The 25,703-nt window shown below is 37.3% G+C and carries 31 protein-coding genes; 4 read left to right on the top strand and 27 right to left on the bottom strand.

Features of this window, described 5'->3' with window-relative positions:
* From CDOMF_RS01820 to recO, 3 genes are read left to right on the top strand one after another with little or no spacing between them, the layout of a single operon-like run.
* Positions 1 to 1,002 (top strand): LapA family protein, encoded by a 1,002-nt coding sequence (locus tag CDOMF_RS01820; RefSeq protein ID WP_260952191.1) that lies wholly within the window; start codon positions 1 to 3, stop codon positions 1,000 to 1,002.
* Complete coding sequence (locus tag CDOMF_RS01815; RefSeq protein WP_260952190.1) at positions 999 to 1,925, top strand: tRNA dihydrouridine synthase; 927 nt, start codon at positions 999 to 1,001, stop codon at positions 1,923 to 1,925. The genes CDOMF_RS01820 and CDOMF_RS01815 overlap by 4 nt, the downstream gene beginning before the upstream one ends.
* Positions 1,926 to 2,540 (top strand): recombination protein RecO, encoded by a 615-nt coding sequence (gene recO, locus CDOMF_RS01810; RefSeq protein ID WP_260952189.1) that lies wholly within the window; start codon positions 1,926 to 1,928, stop codon positions 2,538 to 2,540. It abuts the gene before it with no gap.
* Here recO and CDOMF_RS01805 read toward each other — a convergent pair whose 3' ends face one another.
* From CDOMF_RS01805 to CDOMF_RS01685, 25 genes are all read right to left on the bottom strand, one after another.
* A complete protein-coding gene (locus tag CDOMF_RS01805) occupies positions 2,541 to 3,290 on the bottom strand; it encodes a tRNA 2-thiocytidine biosynthesis TtcA family protein (RefSeq protein ID WP_260952188.1) in 750 nt (249 codons plus the stop codon). It abuts the gene before it with no gap.
* Complete coding sequence (locus CDOMF_RS01800; protein ID WP_260952187.1) at positions 3,287 to 3,970, bottom strand: 5'-methylthioadenosine/adenosylhomocysteine nucleosidase; 684 nt, start codon at positions 3,968 to 3,970, stop codon at positions 3,287 to 3,289. The genes CDOMF_RS01805 and CDOMF_RS01800 overlap by 4 nt, the downstream gene beginning before the upstream one ends.
* Positions 3,967 to 4,893, bottom strand: a complete 927-nt coding sequence (gene fabD / locus CDOMF_RS01795; RefSeq protein WP_260952185.1) for an ACP S-malonyltransferase — start codon at positions 4,891 to 4,893, stop codon at positions 3,967 to 3,969. Before fabD ends, CDOMF_RS01800 begins: the two co-directional genes overlap by 4 nt.
* A 9-nt stretch (positions 4,894 to 4,902) precedes the next feature.
* Complete coding sequence (locus tag CDOMF_RS01790) at positions 4,903 to 5,490, bottom strand: FKBP-type peptidyl-prolyl cis-trans isomerase (protein ID WP_260953109.1); 588 nt, start codon at positions 5,488 to 5,490, stop codon at positions 4,903 to 4,905.
* Positions 5,491 to 5,569: 79 nt separating this feature from the next.
* The gene (locus CDOMF_RS01785) at positions 5,570 to 6,442 is read right to left on the bottom strand and encodes a tetratricopeptide repeat protein (RefSeq protein WP_260952184.1); all 873 of its coding nucleotides are present in this window, start codon (positions 6,440 to 6,442) and stop codon (positions 5,570 to 5,572) included.
* Between the two features lie 6 nt (positions 6,443 to 6,448).
* On the bottom strand, positions 6,449 to 6,970 hold the full coding sequence (locus tag CDOMF_RS01780; protein ID WP_260952183.1) for an OmpA family protein: 522 nt from the start codon (positions 6,968 to 6,970) through the stop codon (positions 6,449 to 6,451).
* Positions 6,971 to 7,021: 51 nt separating this feature from the next.
* Positions 7,022 to 8,296 carry a Tol-Pal system protein TolB gene (gene tolB, locus CDOMF_RS01775; protein WP_260952182.1) on the bottom strand — a complete coding sequence of 425 codons (1,275 nt, stop codon included), beginning with the start codon at positions 8,294 to 8,296 and terminating at the stop codon, positions 7,022 to 7,024.
* Positions 8,297 to 8,306: 10 nt separating this feature from the next.
* Positions 8,307 to 9,131 (bottom strand): TonB C-terminal domain-containing protein, encoded by an 825-nt coding sequence (locus CDOMF_RS01770; RefSeq protein ID WP_170018906.1) that lies wholly within the window; start codon positions 9,129 to 9,131, stop codon positions 8,307 to 8,309.
* Positions 9,124 to 9,516 carry a biopolymer transporter ExbD gene (locus CDOMF_RS01765; protein ID WP_260952181.1) on the bottom strand — a complete coding sequence of 131 codons (393 nt, stop codon included), beginning with the start codon at positions 9,514 to 9,516 and terminating at the stop codon, positions 9,124 to 9,126. The genes CDOMF_RS01770 and CDOMF_RS01765 overlap by 8 nt, the downstream gene beginning before the upstream one ends.
* A gap of 4 nt (positions 9,517 to 9,520) precedes the next feature.
* A complete protein-coding gene (locus tag CDOMF_RS01760; RefSeq protein ID WP_260952180.1) occupies positions 9,521 to 10,096 on the bottom strand; it encodes a MotA/TolQ/ExbB proton channel family protein in 576 nt (191 codons plus the stop codon).
* Positions 10,096 to 10,485, bottom strand: a complete 390-nt coding sequence (gene atpC, locus CDOMF_RS01755; protein ID WP_169973387.1) for an ATP synthase F1 subunit epsilon — start codon at positions 10,483 to 10,485, stop codon at positions 10,096 to 10,098. Before atpC ends, CDOMF_RS01760 begins: the two co-directional genes overlap by 1 nt.
* Before the next feature lie 19 nt (positions 10,486 to 10,504).
* Positions 10,505 to 11,902 (bottom strand): F0F1 ATP synthase subunit beta, encoded by a 1,398-nt coding sequence (gene atpD, locus CDOMF_RS01750; protein ID WP_260952179.1) that lies wholly within the window; start codon positions 11,900 to 11,902, stop codon positions 10,505 to 10,507.
* A gap of 12 nt (positions 11,903 to 11,914) precedes the next feature.
* Complete coding sequence (gene atpG, locus CDOMF_RS01745; protein WP_172129263.1) at positions 11,915 to 12,802, bottom strand: ATP synthase F1 subunit gamma; 888 nt, start codon at positions 12,800 to 12,802, stop codon at positions 11,915 to 11,917.
* 9 nt (positions 12,803 to 12,811) lie between these two features.
* On the bottom strand, positions 12,812 to 14,332 hold the full coding sequence (gene atpA / locus CDOMF_RS01740) for a F0F1 ATP synthase subunit alpha (RefSeq protein ID WP_442863514.1): 1,521 nt from the start codon (positions 14,330 to 14,332) through the stop codon (positions 12,812 to 12,814).
* 13 nt (positions 14,333 to 14,345) lie between these two features.
* The gene (locus CDOMF_RS01735) at positions 14,346 to 14,876 is read right to left on the bottom strand and encodes a F0F1 ATP synthase subunit delta (RefSeq protein ID WP_260952177.1); all 531 of its coding nucleotides are present in this window, start codon (positions 14,874 to 14,876) and stop codon (positions 14,346 to 14,348) included.
* Positions 14,876 to 15,385: a F0F1 ATP synthase subunit B gene (locus CDOMF_RS01730; RefSeq protein ID WP_260952176.1), complete on the bottom strand. Its 510-nt coding sequence runs from the start codon at positions 15,383 to 15,385 to the stop codon at positions 14,876 to 14,878. The genes CDOMF_RS01735 and CDOMF_RS01730 overlap by 1 nt, the downstream gene beginning before the upstream one ends.
* Positions 15,386 to 15,394: 9 nt before the next feature.
* Positions 15,395 to 15,817 (bottom strand): FoF1 ATP synthase subunit B', encoded by a 423-nt coding sequence (locus tag CDOMF_RS01725; RefSeq protein ID WP_260952175.1) that lies wholly within the window; start codon positions 15,815 to 15,817, stop codon positions 15,395 to 15,397.
* A 99-nt stretch (positions 15,818 to 15,916) separates the two neighbouring features.
* A complete protein-coding gene (locus tag CDOMF_RS01720; RefSeq protein WP_260952174.1) occupies positions 15,917 to 16,777 on the bottom strand; it encodes a ParB/RepB/Spo0J family partition protein in 861 nt (286 codons plus the stop codon).
* A gap of 3 nt (positions 16,778 to 16,780) precedes the next feature.
* Complete coding sequence (locus tag CDOMF_RS01715; RefSeq protein WP_260952173.1) at positions 16,781 to 17,563, bottom strand: ParA family protein; 783 nt, start codon at positions 17,561 to 17,563, stop codon at positions 16,781 to 16,783.
* Positions 17,560 to 18,195, bottom strand: coding sequence for a biotin--[acetyl-CoA-carboxylase] ligase (locus CDOMF_RS01710; RefSeq protein WP_260952172.1), 636 nt, complete (start codon positions 18,193 to 18,195; stop codon positions 17,560 to 17,562). Before CDOMF_RS01710 ends, CDOMF_RS01715 begins: the two co-directional genes overlap by 4 nt.
* A gap of 12 nt (positions 18,196 to 18,207) precedes the next feature.
* Positions 18,208 to 19,134 carry a methionyl-tRNA formyltransferase gene (gene fmt, locus CDOMF_RS01705; RefSeq protein WP_260952171.1) on the bottom strand — a complete coding sequence of 309 codons (927 nt, stop codon included), beginning with the start codon at positions 19,132 to 19,134 and terminating at the stop codon, positions 18,208 to 18,210.
* Positions 19,135 to 19,162: 28 nt separating this feature from the next.
* Positions 19,163 to 20,209: a GTPase ObgE gene (gene obgE / locus CDOMF_RS01700; RefSeq protein WP_260952170.1), complete on the bottom strand. Its 1,047-nt coding sequence runs from the start codon at positions 20,207 to 20,209 to the stop codon at positions 19,163 to 19,165.
* 190 nt (positions 20,210 to 20,399) lie between these two features.
* Entirely contained in the window at positions 20,400 to 20,657 is a 258-nt protein-coding gene (rpmA, locus tag CDOMF_RS01695; RefSeq protein ID WP_169973408.1) for a 50S ribosomal protein L27, read from the bottom strand.
* 12 nt (positions 20,658 to 20,669) lie between these two features.
* Positions 20,670 to 20,984 (bottom strand): 50S ribosomal protein L21, encoded by a 315-nt coding sequence (rplU, locus tag CDOMF_RS01690; RefSeq protein ID WP_260952169.1) that lies wholly within the window; start codon positions 20,982 to 20,984, stop codon positions 20,670 to 20,672.
* A gap of 148 nt (positions 20,985 to 21,132) precedes the next feature.
* Entirely contained in the window at positions 21,133 to 22,164 is a 1,032-nt protein-coding gene (locus CDOMF_RS01685) for a cytochrome-c peroxidase (protein ID WP_260952168.1), read from the bottom strand.
* 330 nt (positions 22,165 to 22,494) lie between these two features.
* On the opposite strand from CDOMF_RS01685, the gene flhB reads away from it, so the two are divergent.
* A complete protein-coding gene (flhB, locus tag CDOMF_RS01680) occupies positions 22,495 to 23,580 on the top strand; it encodes a flagellar biosynthesis protein FlhB (RefSeq protein ID WP_260952167.1) in 1,086 nt (361 codons plus the stop codon).
* A 20-nt stretch (positions 23,581 to 23,600) separates the two neighbouring features.
* Here flhB and CDOMF_RS01675 read toward each other — a convergent pair whose 3' ends face one another.
* Both CDOMF_RS01675 and CDOMF_RS01670 read right to left on the bottom strand, forming a co-directional pair.
* Positions 23,601 to 23,825, bottom strand: a complete 225-nt coding sequence (locus CDOMF_RS01675) for a hypothetical protein (RefSeq protein WP_260952166.1) — start codon at positions 23,823 to 23,825, stop codon at positions 23,601 to 23,603.
* Positions 23,826 to 24,019: 194 nt separating this feature from the next.
* Positions 24,020 to 25,690 carry an anaerobic C4-dicarboxylate transporter gene (locus tag CDOMF_RS01670; protein ID WP_260952165.1) on the bottom strand — a complete coding sequence of 557 codons (1,671 nt, stop codon included), beginning with the start codon at positions 25,688 to 25,690 and terminating at the stop codon, positions 24,020 to 24,022.
* Positions 25,691 to 25,703: the final 13 nt, after the last annotated feature.

Genomic DNA, 25,703 nt, shown 5'->3' with positions numbered 1-25,703 from the left:
ATGAAAACTAGACGTTTTATAGTTTATAGTTTAATTTATATAGTATTAGTCGGCATTTTTGTATATTCACTAGATGCCTCAGAGCATACTTTTAACTTTCTTGAGTATTCACTTACTCTTCCACTTGCTGCATGGATAGTAATCCCTATTGCTATATTTGCTATACTCTCCATAGTCCATATTGCATATCATGGATTTGAAATATATGTATTTAAACGCTCAATAAAAAAAGACGAGCATCTTTATAACGAGCTAGCAAAAGAAGTTTTTTTAGGTCTTGATACAAACAAAGAGTTTAAAACAGAGCTTTACAAAACACCTTCGCAGATAACTAAAATTTTATCACCTTGGAAAAAATATAACGAAATTGCAGTTAGTAACGATGAGCTAGACAATGTTGTCAAAATTGTAAAAAGCGTGCAAAATGGCGAAGTTATGGATCTGAAGAAATTTAAACTACCAAAAGACAATAAGCTATTTATACAAAATGAGCTAAACAAACTAGAAAAGATACCAAACTACTTCGTTGAAGTAGTAAAAAGCTACCAAGAGTTAAATGATGAAATTTCAAAAAAAGCTAACGAAAAGCTCATCAGGCTTGGCTCTTTTACAGATATTAAAAGATTTGGATTTGAAAAGAGTGGTGAAGAGGTCATAATCATGATAGATCGTTTTGTAAACGATGAAATAGATATGAATAGTGAAGAAATTTTTGAGATTCTAAACCATCACCAAATCACAAAAGAGCAGTATAACCACAGTGCTATAGTTTTAAAAGATAAACTAACCCCAGATACTCTCATGGGGATATTTGAAAGGTTAAAGAGCTCTCATCAAGATGCGGAAGAGGCATATTTGTATGTGCTATTCGAGCTTCAAATGATAGAGCGTGTTCGTGAAATTTTAGAAAATTCAGACCCTTATGAGTATCAAAATTTTAGAATTTTACTCTACCTTAGAGAAAATGGCAGAATGGTACCTGCAAATATGCTTTTTAGATGATAGATTTTAGCAAAAAACCTATTTTTCTTGCACCTTTAGCTGGTTTTTCGGATCTACCTCTAAGAAGCGTAGTCAAGCGTTTTGGATGCGATGTGACGGTTAGCGAGATGATAAGCGCAAACGCACTTGTCTATGAAGGCTCCGATAAAACGCTTGAAATGCTTAAAAAATCCCCGGAAGAGACTCCATATATCGTTCAAATTGCAGGAAGTGATAGCGAAATTATCAAAAAAGCAGTCGAGATTATAAACAAATTTGACGGTATAGACGGCATAGATCTAAATTGTGGCTGTCCTGTTCCAAAAGTAGTTAAGCAATGTGCAGGCTCGGCACTTCTAAAAGATATAGACAATCTCAAAAAAATAGTAGAAACGATAAAAAAGACATCAAACAAAAGCATGCTAAGCGTAAAAATGCGTCTTGGGTTTGACGAGAAGATACCTGAAATTTTAGCTCTCGCCGCACAAGATGCAGGAGCTGATTTTATAAGTATTCACGGAAGAACAAGAGCCGGTGGATACAGTGCAGAAGTTGATTATAATGCTATAAAAAGAGCTAAAGAATCTGTAAAAATCCCAGTAGTTGCAAATGGAGATATAGACGAAAAAAATGCAGCTGAAGTTTTTAAAATAACTGGTTGCGATGCAATTATGATAGGGCGTGCCAGTATAGGCAAGCCATGGATATTTCACGAAATAAAAACTACAAATAAAGTAAGCAGTGAGTTAAAGAAAGATATTATATTGGCTCATTTTGATGCCATGATAGCTCATTATGGCACTTATGGAGTATCTATTTTTAGAAAACATTTGCACCAATACTCTAAAGGAATTGATGGTGCAAGCAGTTTTAGAGACGAAGTTAATAGAATAAATGATATGAAGCTTATTAGAGATAAGATCGAGGCTTTCTTTACAATCTAAATGCAAGGCTACATAATCCACACGCAAAAAGTCAAAGATGAGGATATGATCGTCTATCTTTTGACTTCAAATTCGCTTATTAAATGCTACAGGTTTTACGGAGCGCGCCATCCTAGTATCATGCAAGGATACAAAATAGATTTTGAGCTTGTAGAGAGCGCAAATTTTTTGCCTCACCTTAGAAGCGTGCTACACCTTGGTTTTAGCTGGCTGATTTTACGAGAGCGCCTAATAATTTGGCAGCAATTTATGCGATTATTTTACACACACTTAAAGGATGTAGAGAATATTGATGAGATATACTTTCAAGAGATTGAAATTTGTGCCCAAAGACTCTTAAAACAAAATCCGAAACGCCTTATTATAGAGGCTTATGTGCGAATTTTAGAGCATGAAGGAAGGCTTCACGATGAACCAACCTGCTTTGTTTGCGATGAAAAAATAGAAGGCTTTATATCCTTAACAAGAGGATTTTTACCATCTCACCCAAATTGTTTTGGTAATTTAAATCTAAATTTTGAAAAAATTCAACATCTATTTAAGAAAAAATCTACGATTTTACTAGATGATAGAGAGGTAAACGAGCTTTACAGTATAGTTTTACAAGGTTTTTAGTTATTCATCAGCGCCAAAAAATGTATCCAAATGAACATTTTCAAACGCAGCCTTTAAAGAGACAAAAAATTTAGGATTCTCACTCTCCAAATTTGCTAGCATCGCTTTGGTTTCAGCTCTTGCGCGAGGCGATTTGCCGCCGTATTGTTTAGCAGGGCAGCTCTCTTCTTCATTCATCAAGGGAAGCTCATTTTTAATCGCACAGTCGCGAATTTGACGCTCTCGCACAAGTATAAGAGGCCTAATGATATCAAGCCCATTTTCAGCCTTATATCTTGGAGCCAAAGTCCTAAGCGCGCCGTTATAAGTAAAATTCATGAAAAAACTCTCTGCCGCATCGTCAAGATGATGAGCGATCGCAATTTTATTAAAGCCGTTTTCAAGAGCATAAGTGTAGAGATAGCCCCTACGCATACGACTGCAAAAGCTGCAAAATGTCGTATTTTCACGAATTTTCTCTCTGCCAAATTCAAAAATTTGAGTGTCAATAATTTTGTAAGGAATTTCGTGTAGTTTAAAATGCTCTTTTATAAGTTCAAGATTTTCACCTATACCGTAAGTCACAGTAACTGCTTCAAACTGCCAATTAAGCGGACTTACCGAGCAAAAATGCTTAAGCAAGTGGGCAAGTGTCATGCTATCCTTGCCACCGCTTAGGGCGAGTAAAATTTTATCGCCCTCTTCAAACATCTTGTATTTCGCATTCGTCTGACCGACTATGCGAAGGAGCTTTTTGCTAAGCTCTATCATAACTCCTCAATCATAGAGAGGATGAAATCAGCACTTATATTAGCAGAGCTTTGTAAAAATTCGTCAAAATCAAACTCCGCTCCACCTCCAGCCTCATCACTTATAGCCCTTAAAATAAAAAATGGCACATTTAAGCTTTCACATACTAGGGCTACACTGGCACCTTCCATCTCTGTAGCATCGGCTTTGAATGTATTTTTTATCCAATCTTTTTTACTTTGTTCACAAATAAACTGATCTCCGGTAGCTATAATTCCGCTTTTTAAAATTATTCCCTTTTGTTTAGCAATTTTAGTAGCCAGGACATTTAAATTTCCATCGCTTTTCATAAATATACTTGTACCTGGCACAAATCCATGCGGATGACCAAACGCTGTAATGTCAAGATCATGCTGCACCAATGATTCGGCATACAACATGTCTTTAATTTTTAAATTTTCATTTAAAGCGCCGGCAACACCTGTAAAAAGTAGTTTTTGAGCCTTAAATTTTTCAATCATTATTGTAGCCGTCAGGGCGGCATTCACTTTGCCTATCTTTGAATATGCGATTACAAGCTCTTTATCTTTAAATTTCGCCAAATAAAAAACATTATTCGCATAACGTATCTCTTCATAATCTTTTAAAGCGTCCAAAAGCGGAGTAATCTCTTCAGGCATTGCACCTAAAATCGCTATCATTTACCCTCCAAAAATACTAAAAATTCATCCAAGCTCTTAATATCCGTTACAGAATAGGTCGGTTTATTAGTGATCTTTTTATTGATCCCTTTTAGCACGCTTGAACCAAATTCTACAAAAATATCAATTTCACTTTGTGAATTTTGAATACTTTGTTTATATAAAACAGGTTTTACAAGCTGATCTTTTAATAAATTTAAAGCCTCATTCTTGCTACTATATGGTTTAGCAGTTGCGTTAGATATAACACTTTTAAATTTATCTTTTAATGTCGCCTCAAGATGGCTAACAAGACCTATGCTTGCACTACTAAGAATAGGGCAATGGCTGGCAACAGACATATTTAAAAGCATAGCCCTCTTTGCCCCAGCCTCTTTAAATACTGATTCAAATTTAGCCAAATGCTCTCTAACTCCGGCTACGACTATCTGTCCATCACAGTTGTAATTTGCTGCGTAAATTTGCAAACCATCTTTTTGAGCGCCTACGCAAATTTCTTCGACAATTTGATCATTTAGTCCTAAAACAACCATCATAGACACATCTTTACCATTGCAAGCCTCTTGCATAAGCTTACCTCTGATATTTACCACCTTAAGTGCATCTACAAAGTCAAATCCGCTATTTACAGCCAAGGCACTAAACTCTCCAAGAGAGTGTCCGAGGCTGAAATTTGGCTCTAAATTTAATTTTGATTTTAGAGCCAAATAGCACATTAAAGAATTTAAAACTATTGCAGGCTGAGTAAACTCACTCTGATTAATCAGCTCGTTCTCTTCAAAAAGAAGCTTCTTGAAATCTACGCTAAGAGCATCACTTGCATTATGCAAAAGCTCTTTAGCGTCATTGAAATTTTCATAAATTTCTTTGCCCATTCCAATGGCTTGAGACCCCTGACCAGGGAATATAAAAGAAAATTTCATTATAGTTTCTTAGTGATGATGTTTTCCGCAGCATCCGCCACCATCATTATGATGGTGTCCTCCGCCACAGCATCCATCTTCATCATGATCATGACCATGACCTCCGCAGCAACCACCCTCTTTGTGTCCATGTCCACTACCGCATCCGCAAGCATGAGCATGAGCAACAACACCAGTAGCTATCTCATCTTCAGTAGCCTCTCTAACTTCTGTTATTTGAACGTTAAACTCTAGGTCTTTACCAGCATAAGGGTGATTAAAATCAACAGTGACTTCATTTTCGTCTATTTTTGCTACGGTAACGCGAACGTTTGAGCCGTCCTCTCCTTGTCCAAATAGTTCCATTCCCTCTTTGAGTTCAATTCCTGCGAATTGTTCTTTTGGTAATTTTTGAAGAGCACTCTCATCATAAAGTCCGCAAGCATCGGCCGCTTCTATAATAACTCTCTTTGTATCTCCGGCTTTTAGTAAACTAACCTCATCTTCTAGTTTTTGTATTATGTGTCCTCTACCTGTCAAAAATGAAATTTGACCGCCTTCTTGCATGTTAGATTCTAAAATTTCGCCTGTCTTAGCGTCTTTTAGCTCATAAAACATAGATATAACTTGATTCACACTTTCTCCTAAAAATTAAAATAAGTATGATTATATCGTAAATTTATTAATGTAAATTGACTTATCTATCAGGAGAGGCTTTGGCTTCTTTACTTTCAGGATAGCCTAATTTCAATGCTTTATAAAATCGATTTGCACTTTGAGTATCATTAATCTTATCAAAACTAATCGCAGTATGATATAATAGTTTTGGTATATAATCAGCCTTATCGTAAAGAGTTATACTTTGTTGATAATATTTTATGGCATTATTGTATGCTTTTTGTTTATATGAAATTTCGCCAAGATAAAAATTTGCGGCAGCCGGCTTATGACCTTTTGTTATCAAAAATTCATATCTATCCTTAGCTTCATCCAGCTTTCCTTCATCAAAAAGCTTCTTAGCATCAGCTGCGACATCTTGAATTTTTTGCTTAGTAAAATCTGCTGAAGTCTGTTTATTTGACTCTTCAGACTTGTTTTTCGTAGATTTTGACTCCTCTTTAGCTGCATTTGATTTATCTATAAGTGTGCCGAGGTCTTTAAGAGTTTTTGTAATTTTTTTATTATTGGTTTCCTGAATCGCTCTAGTCTCTTCAGAGTATTTTTTTAGAACTTCAAGATCGTTTTTTAGACTATCTTCTTTATTTATTGTTTGGGCTTCAAGATCGTTTATGCGTTTTTCTAACCTGGATATTCGCTCATTAATGCCGTCCATAATACTTTGCAGACCTTCAATTCTCTCCTGTGCCCCGCTTAAACTAGACTCTACATCACCCATGTTTCTGCTTAAATTTTCTACGCGTTGCTTATTTTTAAGCAGAACTTTTTCACTATCGGTTAGACCATAAGGGTTTGTGCTATCTAAATTACCGGCATCAAATACTGAAATTTCAGCAGAGTATAAAATAGCGACTCCAAAAGACAGAGTCGCTAATTTTTTTAAATTTATCATATGTTATTATGGAAGAACTTTGAATTCGGCACGTCTATTTTGTGCGTCGCAAGCTTTTGTTTTATCTGTACAAACAGGATTGCTCTCCCCATAACTAACAACAGTAATTCTATCAGCAGCAACACCTTGTTTTACAAGAGCGTCTTTTGTAGCCTTCGCTCTTTTTAGACCAAGAGCATAGTTATACTCATCACTTCCCCACTCGTCGCAGTTTCCTTCAACTTTAATAGTTAAATTTTTTGCATCTGCATGGTTAAATACGCTAGCATTCATATTTACAACTGATTGCATATCGCTTTTGATATTAAATTTATCAAAATCAAAATATACGTTTTTAACATGTCCTTCAACCATAGATATTAGTTGTTGTAATTTATCGCTAGCACTCATCATGCTATCGCTAGAACCCATAGTAGATGCGCTACCTTGTTTAGAATCAGCACTCATATCAACCTCAGGGGCTTTTGAGCTACAACCACTCATTAGTAAAGCTGCGACAACAGCAGAAGCTAAAGCTACTTTTTTCATTTTAATCCTTTGCAAAAATTTTAGTGATTATATCATATTTTTTTAATAACATTACCAATCGATAGACTGTATTCTGCCTATCTTTAAAGGAAACTGAAAGCTCCTATTTTCATTTATGCGTATTATTCCTAGTGAACTTTGACCGCCAAGCTCTTTAATAAATACTACGCTTTGTCCATCGCTAGAAAATCTAGGATATAGATTTTTACCGCTTGCAGTAAGTTGTCTTATATAGTCTGTTTTGGTTGAAATCATATAGATATTAAAATCTCTGGTTCCAAAATCACTCTTTTCATTCTCTCTACTTGAATAAACTATATAGTTTTGATATGTGCTTACTGAGTTATTGTTTTTGCCGTGATATACCATCTGCTCAACAGCACCTCCGCCTATATTTTGTGAAAAAATATTCGGATAACCCAATCTGTCGGATACGAAAACTACCTTAGTATCATTATCTACAAAATTTCCATTTACATCTATACCTGTGTAGTTTGTTACCTGGGAAAGTCTTTTGGAATTTAAATCATATAGATAGATATCTGGTTGATCTTGAGGCGCCATAGTAAGAAGCATCTTATCGCCACTTTGGCTAACGTCAGAAGCCACAAGCATACCGCCTTTAGTATCTAAAATTTTAGTTTTTTGACCTGTTGCTATATCAAATTTATATAAAATTATTTTAGAGCCGCTGTAGTCTGAATAATAAAATGCTTTCTGATCGGCTCCCGCCCATTTAGGGAATATATTAAGCCCTCCCCTAACAAGCACCTTTTGATAGGTTAAAGTATAGTCAGCCACTACAATTTCGCTCTGTTTAGATCCTGTAGATTTGGAAAAAACTATAAATTTTTCCATCCAATTTACAGGAGGCATCTTAAGCTCATTTACAAGCTCGACTATTGCCTTATGCGCCAAAAATGGAAATTTAGCACCGTCATTCATAGTGTAAATTCTCTCATATTGAGTGGTCGCGGTTTTAGCATTTATTAGCTTAACTCTTAAGACAAGAGATGTGTTTGGCAAACCCTCAAGAGCGTATCTAAAAATCAACTGAGCGTTTTTGTGACTCATAACATTCGTATCAGAATCTCCCTCATAGCTACTAGTTATATACTCATCTACTACTTCAAAATCAGAGCTTACCTTTAAATCGCCTAACATAATCTTATGGAATCTGTTTTTAAATGCCTGATCAGAAACCATAGTCGTAGCATCTTGAAGCACTATTTTAGGCAAAACCATGCCTTTATTTATAATAGATATGGTAGCGTCGGCGGCAAATAAGCCTAAAGCAAAACTCAGTATCAAAATAATTTTTTTCATTTTTCCTCCATTATTCTATTTTATCTACCAGTGTGGTTTTAAGAGTAACCGTCCTTCCTAACTCGGAAGGCGGAAATTTTTCAAAGGTCATACTTTGTAAAAATTCCCTGACCTTGTCATTAAATTCGCTATTATATGATAATTTTTTAATATCATAACTAAAATTTCCACTCAAATCTATACTAATTTCAACTTCAGCATTATCGTTTGAATCAGCTTTATAAGCACTCCATTTTGCCTGCAAAATTCTTTCAATCTGCCCGAAATAAGGGTGATATTCGCCTGTCATTTGCGTTTTAGGAGCTTTCGCTACTTTATCAAGTTTTAATGCATTTATAACATCGCTTGCCTTTTTTTGAGAGTTTTGAGATTGATTTTTTTCAGGCTTTTTTCTGCTCTGCTCTTTTAAAGACTCGGTCTTTTTTACAACTTTATCGTCTTTAAGCTTAGATATGTTTATATCCTTAAAAAGATCCTTTAGGCTCGGCTCTTCTGTTTTTTGGACAATTTCAGGCTCTGGCTTTACCTCTGGCTCTAAAGGTTTGTTTGTAGTATCTAGCTTTAGCTCCTCTTTAACTTCTTCAATCTTTTTTTCAGGCTCCTCTACTTTTACCACTTCTTCTTTTTTTTCAGGAGCCTTTACTACTATATCTTGCTCACGCTCAACTATCATAATATCCATAAAGGCATCTTTTGTATCGGTATATTTTTTAGGTTCTTCGCTTCTAAAATACGTAAGTTTTATAAAAATACCGCTCACAATAGAAATATACAGAATAAAAGAGAGTATAAAGTAGCTAAAAGTATTAAATTTTGGCTCTAAAATTTTATCCATTCGTTTGGAGTGCTACCTTTGAGAATCCGGCATTTTTGATACTTTTTAATACAAACATAACATCATCATATAGTAAATTTTTATCAGCCTTTATATAAACAGCTGAATTTTTATCATATTTCGCACTTAAAAGAGCTATATTATCAGGCAACTCTTGAAGGCTCATAGTGCTTTGATCTATTCTAACTTTTCTTTGAGCATCCACTATAACAGTTAGATCCTTTTGCTCAGCCGAGAGTGTTTTCGTCTTGGATCCGTCAGGCAAAACTATCTGCTCTTCATACACAAGAGTCGGAGTAGTCACCATAAGTATCGCGAGCAAAACAAGCATAATATCAACCAAAGGGGTGATATTAAGCTCTGGGGTCTCTTCGAGATTTATCATAAATTTAGCTCTCTTCTTTGTTTGCGATTAACATATCAGCTTCTCTTCTAACAATACTCATAAGCTCATACGCCTTTCTTTTGAGAAGCAAACTAAAGGTATATGCAGGAATTGCGACAAAAATACCTGCTCCTGTAGCTACAAGAGCTTCGGATATGGCGGGTGCTATTACTCCAAGGGACGAATTTCCTCCTTGTCCAAGCTTTGAAAAGGTCTCAAGTATTGCCACAACTGTGCCAAAAAGCCCAATAAAAGGCGATGTAGATGCAATAATCCCAAGCCAAGTAACACCGCTTGTGGCATTTTTTTCCGCCATACTTATACAAATACCAAGTTTTTCTTTACAAATTTTACCGGAGGCACATCTTTTTAAAGAAGAATCGTTTGAAATTACTTTAGAACCCATAAACAGTGATTCTAAAGCATTTTGCTCTTTTTTTTTCCATAAGGCAAGTTCTACCATACGAGAAAAAAGTATGGTAAAACTTATAATAAAATATAGCGATAGCCAAGCAAGAACAAAAATAGTTATAAAGCTACTTCTTGAATAATAATTTAAAAATATATCAAGACCTGCCACTATTTAGCTCTCGCCATACTATCAAGTTTTGCAACTGTTGCCGCAAATGCATTTGTCTCACTGCTCATGCTCTGAATAAGCTCTTTTGCCTTTTCAAGAGAGTGAGCTAACTCACTCTCAGAGCTTCCTGATACATATACTGCACCATCTGCAAGCACAACCGCCTTGCCTTCATCAATTTTCACATATCCCCAATTTATAGCTACGATATCGTGATTTTTATCTTCGTTTTCTATATCTACAAGACCCGCTTTTAATAGCGATATCAAAGAGGCGTGTCCCGGCAAAACGCCGAATTCTCCTTCGCTTCCAGGCAAAACCACGCTTTTAACATCATTTGAAAAAACAAGTCCTTCAGGCGTCACAATCTCTAAATGTAATTTATTCATTACGCTTCCTTATTAAATTTTAGCCTTTAAGTTTTTCAGCTTTTTGCATTACCTCGTCTATATTTCCAACCATATAAAACGCTGCCTCAGGAAGATCGTCATATTTACCATCTAAAATTCCTTTAAAGCCAGCAATGCTCTCTTCTAGGCTTACATATTTTCCGGGACTTCCTGTAAAGACTTCAGCCACGAAGAATGGCTGAGACAAGAATCTTTCTATCTTTCTTGCTCTATCAACTGTAACTTTATCCTCTTCGCTAAGCTCATCCATACCAAGAATCGCAATAATATCTTGCAAGTCTTTATATTTTTGTAAAACAGCCTGAACACCGCGTGCAACTTTATAGTGCTCTTGTCCTAAAATTTGCGGATCAAGCATACGTGAAGTTGAGTCAAGCGGGTCAACCGCAGGATAAATTCCCTTCTCTGCAATAGCACGGTTAAGAACCGTAGTAGCATCAAGGTGAGCAAAAACTGTCGCAGGAGCAGGGTCTGTAAGGTCGTCTGCCGGAACATAAACAGCCTGAACGGATGTAATTGAGCCTTTTTTGGTCGATGTAATTCTCTCTTGGAATTTACCCATTTCGCTTGCAAGTGTAGGCTGATAACCAACGGCTGAAGGAATACGTCCAAGAAGCGCTGACATCTCTGAACCTGATTGAGAGAATCTAAAGATGTTGTCAATAAACATAAGAACGTCAAGCCCCATCTCATCACGGAAATACTCAGCCATCGTTAGACCTGTTAGCGCGATTCTGTTTCTTGCCCCCGGTGGCTCATTCATCTGGCCATAGCATAAGGCAACTTTATCCAAAACGTTGGATTCTTTCATCTCGTGATAAAGGTCGTTTCCTTCACGAGTTCTCTCTCCAACGCCTGCAAACACAGAATAACCGCTATGTTTAAACGCAACGTTGTGAATAAGCTCCATAATAATAACCGTCTTACCAACACCAGCACCACCAAATAGTCCAACTTTACCACCTTTTGCATAAGGAGCAAGAAGGTCAACTACTTTGATGCCTGTTTCAAAAATTTCACTCTTTGTGCTTTGCTCTTCAAACGGAGGAGGATCACGGTGTATAGACCATCTCTTATCAAAATTTAATTCTTCACCTTCGTCAATCAAGTCGCCGATAACGTTAAAAATTCTTCCCAAAACTTTCTCACCAACCGGTACAGTAATAGGCGCTCCAAGAGCAGTAGCTTCCAAACCCCTAGTAAGACCTTCACTCATATCCATAGCAATGGTTCGTACGCGGTTATCTCCAAGGTGAGCGGCAACTTCAAGAACAAGCTTATTCTTCTTACCTTCCACTTCAAAATTTACCTCAATGGCCTCGTTGATTTTTGGCAAATACTCGCTAAAATCGACATCAACGACAGGTCCCATTACTTGAGAAATAATACCTTTCATTAATACTCCTTTTTATTTCATTGATTCAACGCCACTGATGATCTCGATAAGCTCAGTGGTAATAGACTGTTGTCTAGCCTTATTATAAGCCAGATTCAGCTCTCTAACACGCTCTTTTGCGTTATTTGTTGCATTATCCATCGCCTGCATTCTAGCACTGTGCTCAGCTGCAAGAGAGTCAACAAGCGCATAATACATACTATACTCAAAATATTTTTTAAGTAGTTCATCTAAAATTTTACCGTCATCATCGCTAGGCTCAAATTCCATTAAAGAGTTAGTCTCAACCTCAACTATTTTAGGCGGCTCAACAGGCACAATATCATTTATGCGAATTTGCTGAGATATCATATTGTTGTAGCCGTTATGAACTAAAATAACCTTATCGGTAACTCCGTTTATAAAATCATCAATAGCCTCTTTTATGACTTCTTGAGCCTTCTCGTAAGTAGGAGATGAGCTATATCCGACATAAGTTTTAAGAAGCTCTATGCCTTGGAAGTTAAAGAATTCTATTCCTTTTTTGCCAATGGCCCTTAGCCTGATCTTAACTTTTTTGGCCTTAAATTCATTTATCATATTTCTAACGGTTTTGATAGTCTGAATATTAAAGCCTCCGCAAAGCCCTTTATCAGCTGTTACAAAGATAATATCAACCTTCTCTACACTATTTTTAGTGTTAAAGAATTTACTCTCCGAATCAACAGAGCCGTATTGATTGATCTTATATGCAATCTCTGATAAAACTTCATTGATCTTAAGCGCATATACTCTAGAGTGACGAGCCACATCTTCCGCTTTTCTAAGTTTAGCAGTAGAAACAAGCTTCATCGCACGCGTTGTCTTTTGAGTGTTCTGAACGCTTTTGATCTTTCGTTTTATATCTTTTAAATTTGACATATCTTAACCTTAGTTAGCAGCAAATGTCGCTTTAAAGTCTTTTAGTGCCTTATGTAAAAGCTCTTCAATCTCTTTATCAAGTACTTTTTTTGTTCTAATCTGATCAAAAATTTCAGGATATTTCGCCTCTATATAAGGATATAGTTCTGATTCAAACTTATTGATTGCACTTACAGAAATATCATCTAAATAACCCTTGGCACCAGCAAAAATAAGAACTACTTGATTTTCTACAGGAAGAGGACTATATGGAGGTTGTTTTAAGATCTCAACCATTCTTTGACCGCGTTCAAGCTGTCTTCTTGAGCTCTCGTCAAGATCGCTCGCAAACTGAGCAAACGCTTGAAGCTCGCGGTATTGCGCAAGGTCAAGTCTTAAGTTACCGGAAACTTGTTTAATAGCTTTAATCTGAGCAGCACCACCGACACGAGAAACAGATAGACCAACGTTAATCGCAGGGCGAATACCTGAGTTAAATAGATCCGACTCAAGGAAAATTTGACCGTCCGTAATAGAAATAACGTTTGTCGGGATATACGCAGAAACGTCACCGGCTTGAGTCTCGATGATAGGAAGCGCAGTAAGAGATCCGCCACCTAGCTTGTCATTTAACTTACTTGCGCGCTCAAGAAGTCTTGAATGAAGGTAGAAAACGTCACCCGGATATGCTTCACGACCCGGAGGGCGGCGAAGGATAAGTGACATTTCGCGGTATGCTACGGCGTGCTTTGAAAGGTCATCATAAATGATTAGCGCGTGACGTGAGTTGTCACGGAAATACTCGCCCATAGTTACACCCGCATAAGGAGCAAGGTATTGAAGCGCCGCAGCATCTGATGCGCCGGCATTTACAACTATCGTATAATCCATTGCACCGTATTCTTCAAGCTTTTTAACAACCTGAGCAACTGTTGATTGTTTTTGTCCGATAGCAACGTATATACAAATTACATCTTGGCCTTTTTGATTGATGATAGTATCGATTGCTACGGTGGTTTTACCTGTTTGGCGGTCACCAATGATAAGCTCGCGTTGTCCACGTCCGATTGGAACAAGTGCGTCAATAGCTTTAATACCTGTTTGAAGCGGCTCATGAACAGATTTTCTAGCCATGATACCTTTTGCTTTTTCTTCGACGAATCTTGTCTCACTAGCGTCAATCGGACCTTTTGCGTCTATTGGCTCGCCAAGAGAGTTTACAACACGTCCTATAAGGGCATCACCCACAGGGACACGAAGAAGTCTAGCTAAACGTTTTACCGAACTTCCCTCTTTAATGTTATCAGTTTTACCAAGGATAACTATACCGACACTGCTCTCTTCCAAGTTAAGAGCCATACCTTTTTCACCGCTCTCAAACTCAACCATCTCGCCAGCCATAACGTTTTTTAGACCATAAACATTCGCAACTCCATCTGCTACCGAGATAACTTTACCTGTCTCTTCAACATCAACACTAAGATCGAAATTTTCGATTCTTTCCTTGATGATAGCGCTAATTTCATCCGCTTTTATTTTCGTTGCACCCACGCTTTTTCTCCTTTTAAATTGCTTTTAATATATATTCAGTCATTTGAGATTTAAGTCTATCCATCGAAAGACTAGCCTCCACACCCAAATCGTCCAACTCTATTTTTATACCGTTATAATCGCTTTTTACAGCTTCTAACATGATTTTTGCATTAAATCTTTTAGAAAAGCTTTTTTCAAGCTCAGTAATTTGAGATTGATCAATCTCAAAATTTCCATAGATTGTGCCACGGAAAATATTATCCATTTGAGCTTTTTGCACTGCAAGCTCATTAAGTATATCAGGCAAGATATCAAGCCTTTTATTCTCGCCTAAAAGCTTGATAAAATTTATAATTTTAGAATTATTACTACTTAAAAAAGATAATACAAGATCGATTTTCTTATCATTTTTTACACTAGGAGAAGTTATAATGTTTCTAAATTTATTAATATTAAATGCACTTACAACAACATCTAGATCGCTTATAAATTTCTCAAGATCATCTCTGTTAAGATCAGCCATTAAAGCTTTTACATATTTTTTTGCTATCAACTCTTTCATTAGCCAACCTTTTTAAGAACAATATTAACAAGTTCGTTTTTATCGATTTTAAGGCTATCGCTTTCAAAAACTTCATTTAAAATTTCAACTACAACGTTTTTTACGGCACGTCTTCTTTCAAATTCTTTTTGTTCTTGGAAGCTCTTTTCAAGGCTTAAAAGCTCTTGATTAGTCTCTGCTTTTATCTTTTCACATAACAACAAAGCCTCTTTTCTAGAAGTCTCTATAAGGCTTATAGCATTGCTTTTAGCCTCTTCGACTCTTCTAAGCGCATCGTTCTTTTTAGCCTTTGACTCTCTTAACTTCTTTTGAATATTGTCAAGTCTAATCGCTATACTTTCAATTCTAGCTTTATAAGCATTTTTAACAGGAGTGGCTATAAAGTAATACAAGATTCCAAAAAACATTAAAAAGTTTAGAATTCTTGCCACTATATCATAGCTGTGCTCACTAGATTCGCTGGCTAAAGCAAAAAACGGAACAAGCAAAATAAGATAAAATTTCTTCATACACTCTCCTTAAATTTTTGCCAATTTTGTTCTAAGAACACTCTTAAGATCAGGCAACCTAGTAATCAAATCAGACTTAAACTCATTTTTTTGAGTCTGCAAATTTTGCATAAATGCCTCATAATCAGCCTCTAAAGTAGCGCGCTTTTGCTCTATTATTTTGGCTGCACTCTCTTTTGCCGCATTTAAAGCCTCTTGTTTGATTTTTCCGGCTTCGTTTCTAGCAGACATAATTATCTGCTCAATCTCAGCCTCATGAACACTAAGATCGCTTGTATTTCTAACGGCACTCTCTTCATCATTTTTAATGGCCTCATTTCTCGAATCAATAAAATTAATAAGAGGTTGATAGAGGATTGAATTTAAAATAATGATAAGTCCTATAAAAACTGCTGCCGTTAGAATTACCAATGGCAAATCGACTTGTAACATTAAATCTCCTTATAACTCTGTATATTTTGTGTAAAAACAAAAAATCGGTTTATTCTACAATATTAAAAGAAAAAATAAGCTAAATTTATTAGCAAATTTCTATCTTATTTTATATATAAATTTCTCAATATCCGATATATCTTTAAATTCAAGTATCAAATTTCTGTTTTTTATTTTTGATTTTATATGGAGTTGTTCAAGCAGCTCTTTTAAATCGTCAAGTTTTTTAGCGTATTCTTCATCGATTTTAAAGCCGCTTTTTTGCGTAGTTTTGCTTTTGTCTTTTAAATTTTTCACCAAATTTTCAGTTTCGCGAACGCTTAGTCTTTGCCCTATTATCGTATCAACAGCCATTTTTTCGTAATTTGGCTCAAGACCTACGATTACTTTAGCATGTCCTTGGGTTATCTTTCCTTCTTTTATGAGATCTTGAGTATGAAGGCTTAAAGACAAAAGCCGCATTGTGTTTGTTATCTGAGTTCTGCTCTTATGTATGATGTTTGCAAGCCCTTCTTGAGTGATTTTGTATTCATCGATCAGCTCTTTATAAGAATTTGCAAGCTCGATAGGATTAAGGTCTTCCCTTTGAATATTTTCTATGAGTGCAAGCTCTCTTAAATTTTTACTCTCGATATCGGCAACTATGGCTTTTATTTTCTCAGCGCCTAAAATTTTAGTCGCTCTAAATCTTCTTTCGCCGGCTATGAGCATATAGCCGTCATCTTTTTGTATGACGATTATAGGCTGGATGAGTCCGTGCCTTTTTATAGACTCGCTTAGCTCCCTTAAAGCCGTTTCATCAAAGTGCTTTCGTGGTTGATACGGGTTTTCGGTTATTAAATTTACGTCGATTTCAGTTACTATATCGCGGTTTCCGCCGCTTAATTCTGCTTTGTAAGCAAGCTCCACATCTTCAAGTATAGCTCCCAATCCGCGTCCTAAACTACTCTTTTTAGCCATCTTTTATCCTAAAATCGCGTAAGCTAAATTTTGATAGGCTTGAGAGCCGGGAGATTTGATATCATAGAGTATCACAGGCTTGCCAAAGCTCGGAGACTCGGCAAGCTTTACATTTCTAGGCACGATCACAAAATCCTCACTATCGTCTCTTAGTTTAAACAGCTTATTTTCAAAATGCTGCTTTAAATTCGCCACAGTCTCTTTTGAAAGGTTGTTTTGCGAGCTATACATAGTCGGCAAAAAGCCCTTGATAGCAAGCTTTGGGTTTATCGTTTTTTTGATTATCTTAACTGTATTTAAAATTTGCGCCAGACCTTCAAGTGCGTAAAATTCGCATTGTATAGGTATTATCACGCTATCGCTCGCACTTAGCGCGTTTACGGTTATGCTTCCAAGAGCCGGAGGGCTATCAATGATGATAAAATCATATTCGTGCGAAACTTCGGCGATTTTATTTTTAAGGATTAGCTTATAATCCTTACTCTGATCGTTAAATTCCTGTTCGATACCTACTAAGCCGATATTTGACGGAGCTAGAAAAAGTGTAGGAATTTCAGTTTTTAAAACGATTTGAGAAAGCTTCTTGCGCCCTGTTAAAACGTGATAGATGTTGTATTCATAATCGTTTCTACTAAATCCCATTCCCGTAGTTGCGTTTGCCTGAGGATCGATATCTATGAGTAGAACCCTCTTTTCGGCAACCGCTAAAGATGCCGCCAAATTTACGGCAGTGGTCGTCTTTCCGACACCGCCTTTTTGGTTTGCTATAGTTATTATCTCGCTCATCTTAAAGAATACACCCTTTTTTCATTTACTAAAATAGCTCCATCATCGCAAATTTCTGCATCTTGCAGCGATATCTCTTTGCCGTCTATGTGCGTGATGAATTTTTTTGATTTCTGAAAGTCTAACCTAAATTTGCTAAAAATCTGCTTCCATAAAATCTTTTTTTCTAATAATTCACAAAATCCCCAAACTAGGTCGTTTTGACTAATTTCAATATCCAAAATTCCTGCATTTTTTGGGGCAGCGACAAGATTTAGTCCCATTCCGCAAATATAAACTTCACTTATTTTTGAAGTAATTGTTCCGCCTATTTTTTTATCTTCTATATAAAAGTCATTTGGCCATTTGATCCAAATTTTAGAGCCTTTTGAAGCCAAAAGCTCGCGCATAATCATCGAAAAATAGATAGATATCGAAGCCTCGTGCAAATCGCTTGGCAAGAAATGTTTATCAACACAAAAAGAGAGAAATAAATTTCCTCTAAAGCCCTGCCATTCGTTATTTCTGCTTCCTACACCCTTGCTTTGCTCGTTTGCTACGAGCATAAACGGCGGCTTTATCGCACCAGCTCGCACACTTTCACACAAAAATTCCTGAGTCGAAGGGATAGTATTAACAAATTCAACTACCAAATTTAGCTCTTGTCACAAAATTTTATCGCCGACATTAAGACGCTTACCGTTTATATAAGAATTGGCATCAACAGCCTTTTTACTCGGCTCTTGCAATGTTTTAATGCTCACTGCACCGTCTTTGCAACCCACCGTAAAACTATCTTTATCTACCTGCAAAATTTCACCAATTTTATCGCCAATACAAATATCTTTTTTGATATCCAAAGAGAGAATTTTAAGCCCGCTTTCAAGGTAGATCCCCGGCCAAGGAGTAAGAGCTCTGAATTTATTATAGATCTCTTGCGTGCTCTCGTTAAAGCTAAAAAGTCCATCTGATTTTTGAATCTTCTTACACTCTGAACTTTGAGTGTCGTCCTGCTTGATAGGAATCAAACTTTTAAAATTCAGAAGAGTTTTAACTATAAGCTCGCCAGCCATATCTCCAAGCTCGTCAAAAAGCTCGCCAGCCATCTTATCTTCGCAGTTCGTATAGGCAAACTCTAGCATACCGCCCGTATCAAGCCCCTCGTTCATCAGCATTGAGGTTACGCCTGTCATTTTTTCTCCTGCCAAAATAGCGCTTTGTATAGGGCTAGCTCCCCTAAATTTAGGCAGAATGGAGGCATGTAAATTTATACAGGGGGCGATATCAAGAATAGTTTTTGGCAGAATTTTTCCATAAGCAGCAACCACTATAAAATCAGGCTTCAAGCTTGAAATTTTCGCAGCTGCTGCTTCATCGCGCAGAGTTTTTGGTTGAAAGATCGGCACATTAGACAAATTTGCCTCGCTATACGTCTTAACACTACTTGGAGTTAAAATTTGCTTCCTGCCTACCGGCTTATCAGGCTGAGTAAAAACCGCTACGATATTAAATTTAGCCTCGACAAGAGCTTTTAAAATTTTAGTTGCATACTCAGGCGTTCCCATAAAAACGATATTTGTTTGTTCTTGCATCACTTTAGCCCATCTTGCTTCAAATAGATTATTTTTCAGATTTTAAAAGCTCTAAAAGCGCAAATTTAAGCTCATTTATATTTTCACCGCTTGCAGAAGATATCGGCGTAACGAAAAATGGCTTTTTTGAATCAAACTCATAAATGTCTTGTTTATAACTTAAAAGATCTTTTCCAAGCCCTAATTTCTCTATAAAAGTAGAAATTTTATCTATCTCCTCACAAGCATCCATTCTGGTTAATGCAATAGCATATTTTCTGCCTGCAAGCTCGCTTGAAAATTTACCAACCTCTGTTTTAAGTGTGTCAAACTGCTCTTCAAGAGTGCGATAATTAGCAAGATCAAGCATATAAAGTAAAATTTTAGTTCGCTCGATATGCTTTAAAAACTGAATTCCAAGCCCTCGACCGTCACTTGCTCCTTCAATAATACCAGGAATATCGGCCATAACAAAGCCGTTAAACTCATCAACTTCTACAAGCCCTAACTTTGGTGTAAGTGTCGTAAATTCATAGTTTGCGATTTGCGGCTTGGCATTTGAAACGGTTGAAATTAGCGTTGATTTGCCCACATTTGGAAAGCCTACAAGCCCTACATCAGCAATTAGTTTTAACTCAAGGCGCACATTGCAAATTTCTTCAGGAGTGCCTTTTTGAGCGTATTCTGGGGCTTGGTTGGTCGAACTCTTAAAATGCACGTTACCAAGACCGCCTTTGCCACCTTTTAAAAACATCTTTCGCTCACCTTGCCTGGTTAGGTCAAGCAAGAGCTCTCCGCTATCAGCATCATACACGGCAGTTCCCGGAGGCACTATAAGCTCTAAATTTTCACCTTTTTTACCGGTCATTCTGCGACCCATACCCGGCTCTCCGTTTTGAGCTTTTAAAGCGCGCTTACCTTTATATGCGGCTAGCGTGTGAGTGTTGTTATCAACGATAAAATACACATCTCCGCCATCTCCGCCATCTCCGCCGTCAGGTCCGCCCAGTATCACGTGCTTTTCGCGTCTAAAGCTAACCGCACCCGCTCCGCCGTGACCCGAGCTTAATGTCAAACTTACACTATCTATAAACATAAATTTACCTTAAAATTTTCTTTTCATTATATCTTTTTGTTGATTAAAATTTGATTTTAAAATTCTCACAATTATAAATCTGCCTAACATAAATTTATAATACAATAGTATTTAATTTGATTTCGCAGTAAGAGTAAAATATTTTTGTAAAAATTTGATGAAGAAAAGGAGAGCTAAGCCCTCCTAAAATTTAAGCAGCCGGATAAACAGAAACTTTTTTTCTTGTTTTATCTTTTCTCTCGAATTTTACATATCCGTCGATAAGTGCGAATATCGTGTGATCTTTACCAAGACCAACGTTGCTTCCGGCGTGAGTTGCCGTGCCTCTTTGGCGGATGATGATATTTCCGGCGCGAACAAATTCGCCGCCAAATTTCTTAACGCCTAAGCGGCGACCGATGGAATCTCGGTTATTCTGGGTAGAACCTTGACCTTTTTTGTGTGCCATATCTTAATCTCCTTAGGCTGCGATACTTACTACTTTAACGCGTGTGAACTGTCTTCTAAAACCGCGTTTAAGCTTTGAGTCTTTTCTTCTGCGTTTTTTGTAGATTACGACTTTTTTGTCTTTACCTTCATTTACGACCTCTAAGACAACTTTTGCACCCTTAACAAACGGTGCACCTACCTTTATCTCGCCATCGTTTACAGCTAGAACATCTGTAATTTCGACGCTAGATTTTGCTTCGGCTTCAAAGCGATCAAGTTTAAGGTACTCGCCCTCGCTCACTCTATACTGCTTGCCGCCGTGTTTTATAATAGCATATTTTGACATTGCTATCCCTTCTTTGGTAAGTTACCAAAAAGCACTTTTGATTTAAAAGATTTGTGGAGCTTTGTTGGTTATAAGGAGTGGATTATATACTTTTTTTTATAAATTTAAGTTGAATTTAATCAGGAGGAGAACCTCCCGATCATAAATTTTAGTAGTCCAGCTCAGGCTTTGAAGTTTTATCTGTTGAAGCAGGGAACATTGGGTACTCAACCTTTGGCATAGTTCCTGTAAGCGAATTTAAAAATGTCACTATACTAGCAGCTTCAACGTCATTTATCTCGATTCCAAGCTGTATGCTTCCCATCGCTTTAACAGCGTCACTTAGCGACCATATAGCTCCGTTGTGATAGTATGGTGCGGTTAGCTCTACGTTGCGGAGTGTAGGAGCTTTAACCATTCCGTTTGCATCACCTTTAAAATCGCCAATGTTTGCAAATTCATACTTGCCTGCAACCTCAAACGGCTGAAGAGTTCCACCCAAATTTACACCGTTATGGCAAGATGCGCAACCCTTATCCAAAAACATTTTTAGACCTTTTTTCTCCGCTTCATTTAGTGCATTCTTATCGCCTTCTAGAAATTTGTCAAATCTTGAAGGAGTTACAAGCGTTCTTTCAAAAATTCCAATCGCAGTCGTAACAAGGTCAAAATTTATCTCGCTGTTAAATGCGTTTTTAAACTCGGCCACATAAGCAGGGATCGACTTAAGTCTATCTACTACAAGCTCTGGAGTTGAAGCCATTTCAGGAAGAGCTGTCATAGGACCGGCCGCTTGAGCTGCAAGGTGAGCTGCGCGTCCGTCCCAGAACTGAACCGCGTTAAACACAGAGTTATAAACGGTCGGAGCATTTACGTGGTGCGGGTTTGGCATCCATTTATGTCCTGTTGAAGCAGGAACGCCGTCAACTCCGCCAAGCCCTAAGTTGTGACAAGTGTTACAGCTGATAATGCCTGATTTTGAAAGGCGAGGATCAAAATAAAGCCTTTTGCCAAGCTCATAAGCCGCCATTGTCGTAGGAAACTCTTTAGAGTCAGGTGAAGCTTCATTTATCATCTTTGCAAGAGCGTGTGGATCGCTTGGGATCGCAACTAGACCTGCGTCAAGCGCCTCTTTAATCAAATCGTTCGCAAACATCGAACTAGCCAAAGCTGAACTTAGTAAGATAAACTTAAATTTCATACTTAATCCTTAAATTTAAAATAAAATCACAGAATAATATAATTTTTTCTATTAATTTATGATAAATTTTATTGTTTATTAAAAATTATTTTTAGATAGTATTAAGTAATTAGGATAAAATATCTCTGATTATTACTTAAAAGTTTCTATTTTAGATTTAATTTAAATTTTTAAATTTAAAAATGCAAAGCAGTTTTGATATAATCACTAAATTCAAACCACAAAGGAAATTTCTTGGTAAAATTTATCTTGCTATTAAACACGGCTCAAAATTTTCAACTAAATTACGCCAAGAAATTTAGCTTAATTTTAAATACGGCTAAGTAGATAATGGCAGAAAACGATCAAGAAAAAACCGAAGAAGCCACCTCCAAAAAGATCGAGGACGCCAAAAAGGACGGAAACGTCGCCAAAAGTCAGGATTTAGCGGGATTTATCACCCTTTTTGTGGCCATCTTTGCCGTGATTTTACTACTTGGCTTTTTAGGCGAGCAGTTTTTCGCGCTTTATGTTTATTATCAGAGCCTGATCGGACAAGAGATAGATGCAAAGCTTATTTACAGTATCGCGCTCACAACGGTTTTTAGAGCGCTTTTGATGATTTTGCCGATTACCATTTGCGTAGCGATCGCAGGAATTATCGCAAATTTGATCCAGTTTGGATTTATCTTTACCACAAAGCCGCTTGAGCCAAATTTAAACAAAATAAACCCGATAAAAGGGCTTAAAAACCTCTTTTCACTAAAAAAACTAATCGAATCAATAAAGATGACTCTAAAAGTTACCATCGTATTTAGCGTTGGATTTTTTATGTTTTTAAGCTTTATCAAAGAGCTTCCACACACTATATTTTTACCTATGGTAGCTCAACTTGACTGGCTTAAAGAAAAGATGATAATCCTAGCCTTTGTCATGCTCATCGTGCTGTTTGTTATCGCGATTGTTGACGTTCTTATCGTGCGTTTTCAGTATTTTAAAGATCTCAGAATGACAAAGCAAGAGGTTAAAGACGAATACAAACAGATGGAGGGCGATCCGCAAGTAAAAGCTCGTATTCGAAGGCTTCAGATGGAAGCAAGCAGACGAAGGATGATGCAAAATATCCCAGAGGCTGACGTCATCATCACCAACCCGACTCACTACGCAGTCGCGCTAAGATATGATAAAACCAAAGAAAAAGCGCCAGTTGTTATAGCTAAAGGGGTCGATTTCCTAGCACTTCGCATCAAAGATATCGGCATAAATAGCGGCGTTAAGATCGTAGAAAATCCGCCGCTTGCAAGAGAGCTTTACAAGGTGTGCGATATAAACGAGATGATACCTGCTGAGCTTTTTAGGGCGGTTGCGGAAGTTTTAAGCTTTGTATATATGAGCGATAGAGCTAAATTTGGCGATAGGCTAAAAAATGAGTTATAGCTAAGCAGATTGATAAAAAATTAAACCATATACTTTAGTACAAAGCCGACTAACACCAAACTCATTACCACAATACTAGATGTTATATAAAAATCCATCCTGTCTTCAAATGCCTTTACAAAATTTTTTTGATTTTTTTTATAAGCTTTCTTTCGCATAAGCTCATCTTTCATCATACGCTCAACACTTCCCTCTTGAGATTCTATCTGAGAGTTCCAATAGCTATTTGGTCTTTTCACTTCCATCCAATCTTAATGTATTTAAAAAATATTTATAATCATATAAGTATACCACTAAAATTATAAAATAGTATCAAAATAAAATAATATTAAGTGTAATAATTTATAGTCTTACCTAAATTATATTATTTCGCAACACATATAAATATACTGCTTAAGTCTCTTTCTACAAGACTTAAGCAGATAAAAAATTCTAAATTTTAGCCCATATATCCATATAGACTCGCGAATATCCAGCCAAATAAGCACGACGAGAATACTCCAATAAGTCCAGGAATAATAAAACTATGATTTATAACATATTTACCAATCCTTGTCGTGCCCGAGCGGTCAAACTGAATAGCCGCAAGGTCGCTTGGATATGTAGGAAGTATGTAGTATCCATAGCAAGCAGGCGCAAACGCAAGGATGATCGCAGGGCTAACGCCGATACCAAGAGCTAACGGCACGAAAGCCACAAGCGCGGCGGCCTGAGAATTAACAAATTTTGACACCAAAAGCAGCATAACCGCGTATGTCCAAGGGTGCTGCTTAACGATATCTCCCAGAGCTTCTTTCATCATCGGAGTGTGAACTGCAAACATCGTCTCAGCCATCCATGAAATTCCAAACACCGCAACAAGTGCGATCATACCTGAGCGGAAAATTTCGTTTTTGCTGATCTTGCTCGCATCTGTTTTTGTAAAGATGATGATGAGCGCACCGGCTAGTAGCATGAAAATTTGGATAACATCAACCATGCCCATAGGAGCGGGCTTTTTCACGCTATCTTTTACTGCGATCTTAGCTGAAGCTATGGTCTCGCTCTTATCTCCGACACTTAACACCACGCCGCCGTTTTCAGCTCTTAGGCTTTGAGTTAGTTTGCCGTCTTTGCTGTAAATTTCGATATTTTCATAGCTCATAGAGCTTTTTGCCTTGCTTGAAGCAACGGTCTCTTCGATCTTGCCGTCTTTTACTGTAGCTACGATCTTGCCGTCTTTTACATTAAAGCTCTTAACGGCTTTACCGTCAGCTACGATCTCGACTACTTTCGCAGGATTTGATTTAGGCCAAGCAGGGCGGTACTCTTTGAAGTATCCAAGTAGAGCAACAACTGCAATAGCGCTTAAAAATATCCACATCGCGTTCCAGCTTGATTGTGGAAGCTTTTGACCAAGTAAAGAAGCACTTTCGCCGTAAACATATTTTTTAAACTCAGGATCTTTTATCTTCTCTTGAAATTCCTCGTCTTTATCAAGATCTTTGCCTCTAAACCAGCTAAAAATTCCGATTGCTAAAACACCACAAAACGTCGAAGGTATCGTGATTTTAAGAAGGTCCAAATAGCCATCAAATCCAGCAAGCTGAGTCTTGGAACTTACTAAAAATGCGGTTAAGGTTACGACCGCAACTGAAACCGGGCTTGCGATGATACCCATTTGCGCAGATACCGAGCTTGCAGCCATCGGGCGCTCAGGACGGATGCCGTTTTTGATAGCTATATCATAAACGATAGGTAAAATCGTATAAACAACGTGTCCTGTTCCGCAAAGTATCGTTAAAAAGCACGTTACAAACGGCGCTAGGATACTTACGTATTTTGGATTTTTCCTTAAAATTCTCTCCGCTATTTGAAGCATAACGTCAAGTCCGCCGCTTGCCTGCAATGTCGCACTCGCAACAACGACGGCAAGGATGGTGAGCATAACGGCAATCGCCGGCTTACCAGGCTGAATGTGAAAGCCAAATACAAGAACGATAAGTCCTATACCGCCTAGCAAACCAAGCGCGATGCCGCCCTTTTTCGCTCCGTAAAACAGACAGACAAGAACAACTATAAGCTGAATGGCAAACTGCGTGCCTTCGCTTAAACTAGTCAAAAACTCCATTAATTCTCCTTTT

This window comes from Campylobacter sp. RM16187, assembly GCF_025319965.1.
In the GTDB taxonomy this organism is placed as follows: domain Bacteria; phylum Campylobacterota; class Campylobacteria; order Campylobacterales; family Campylobacteraceae; genus Campylobacter_A.
The sequence above is the reverse complement of the archived record's forward strand: the minus strand, read 5'-3'. Positions and strand labels throughout refer to the sequence as shown.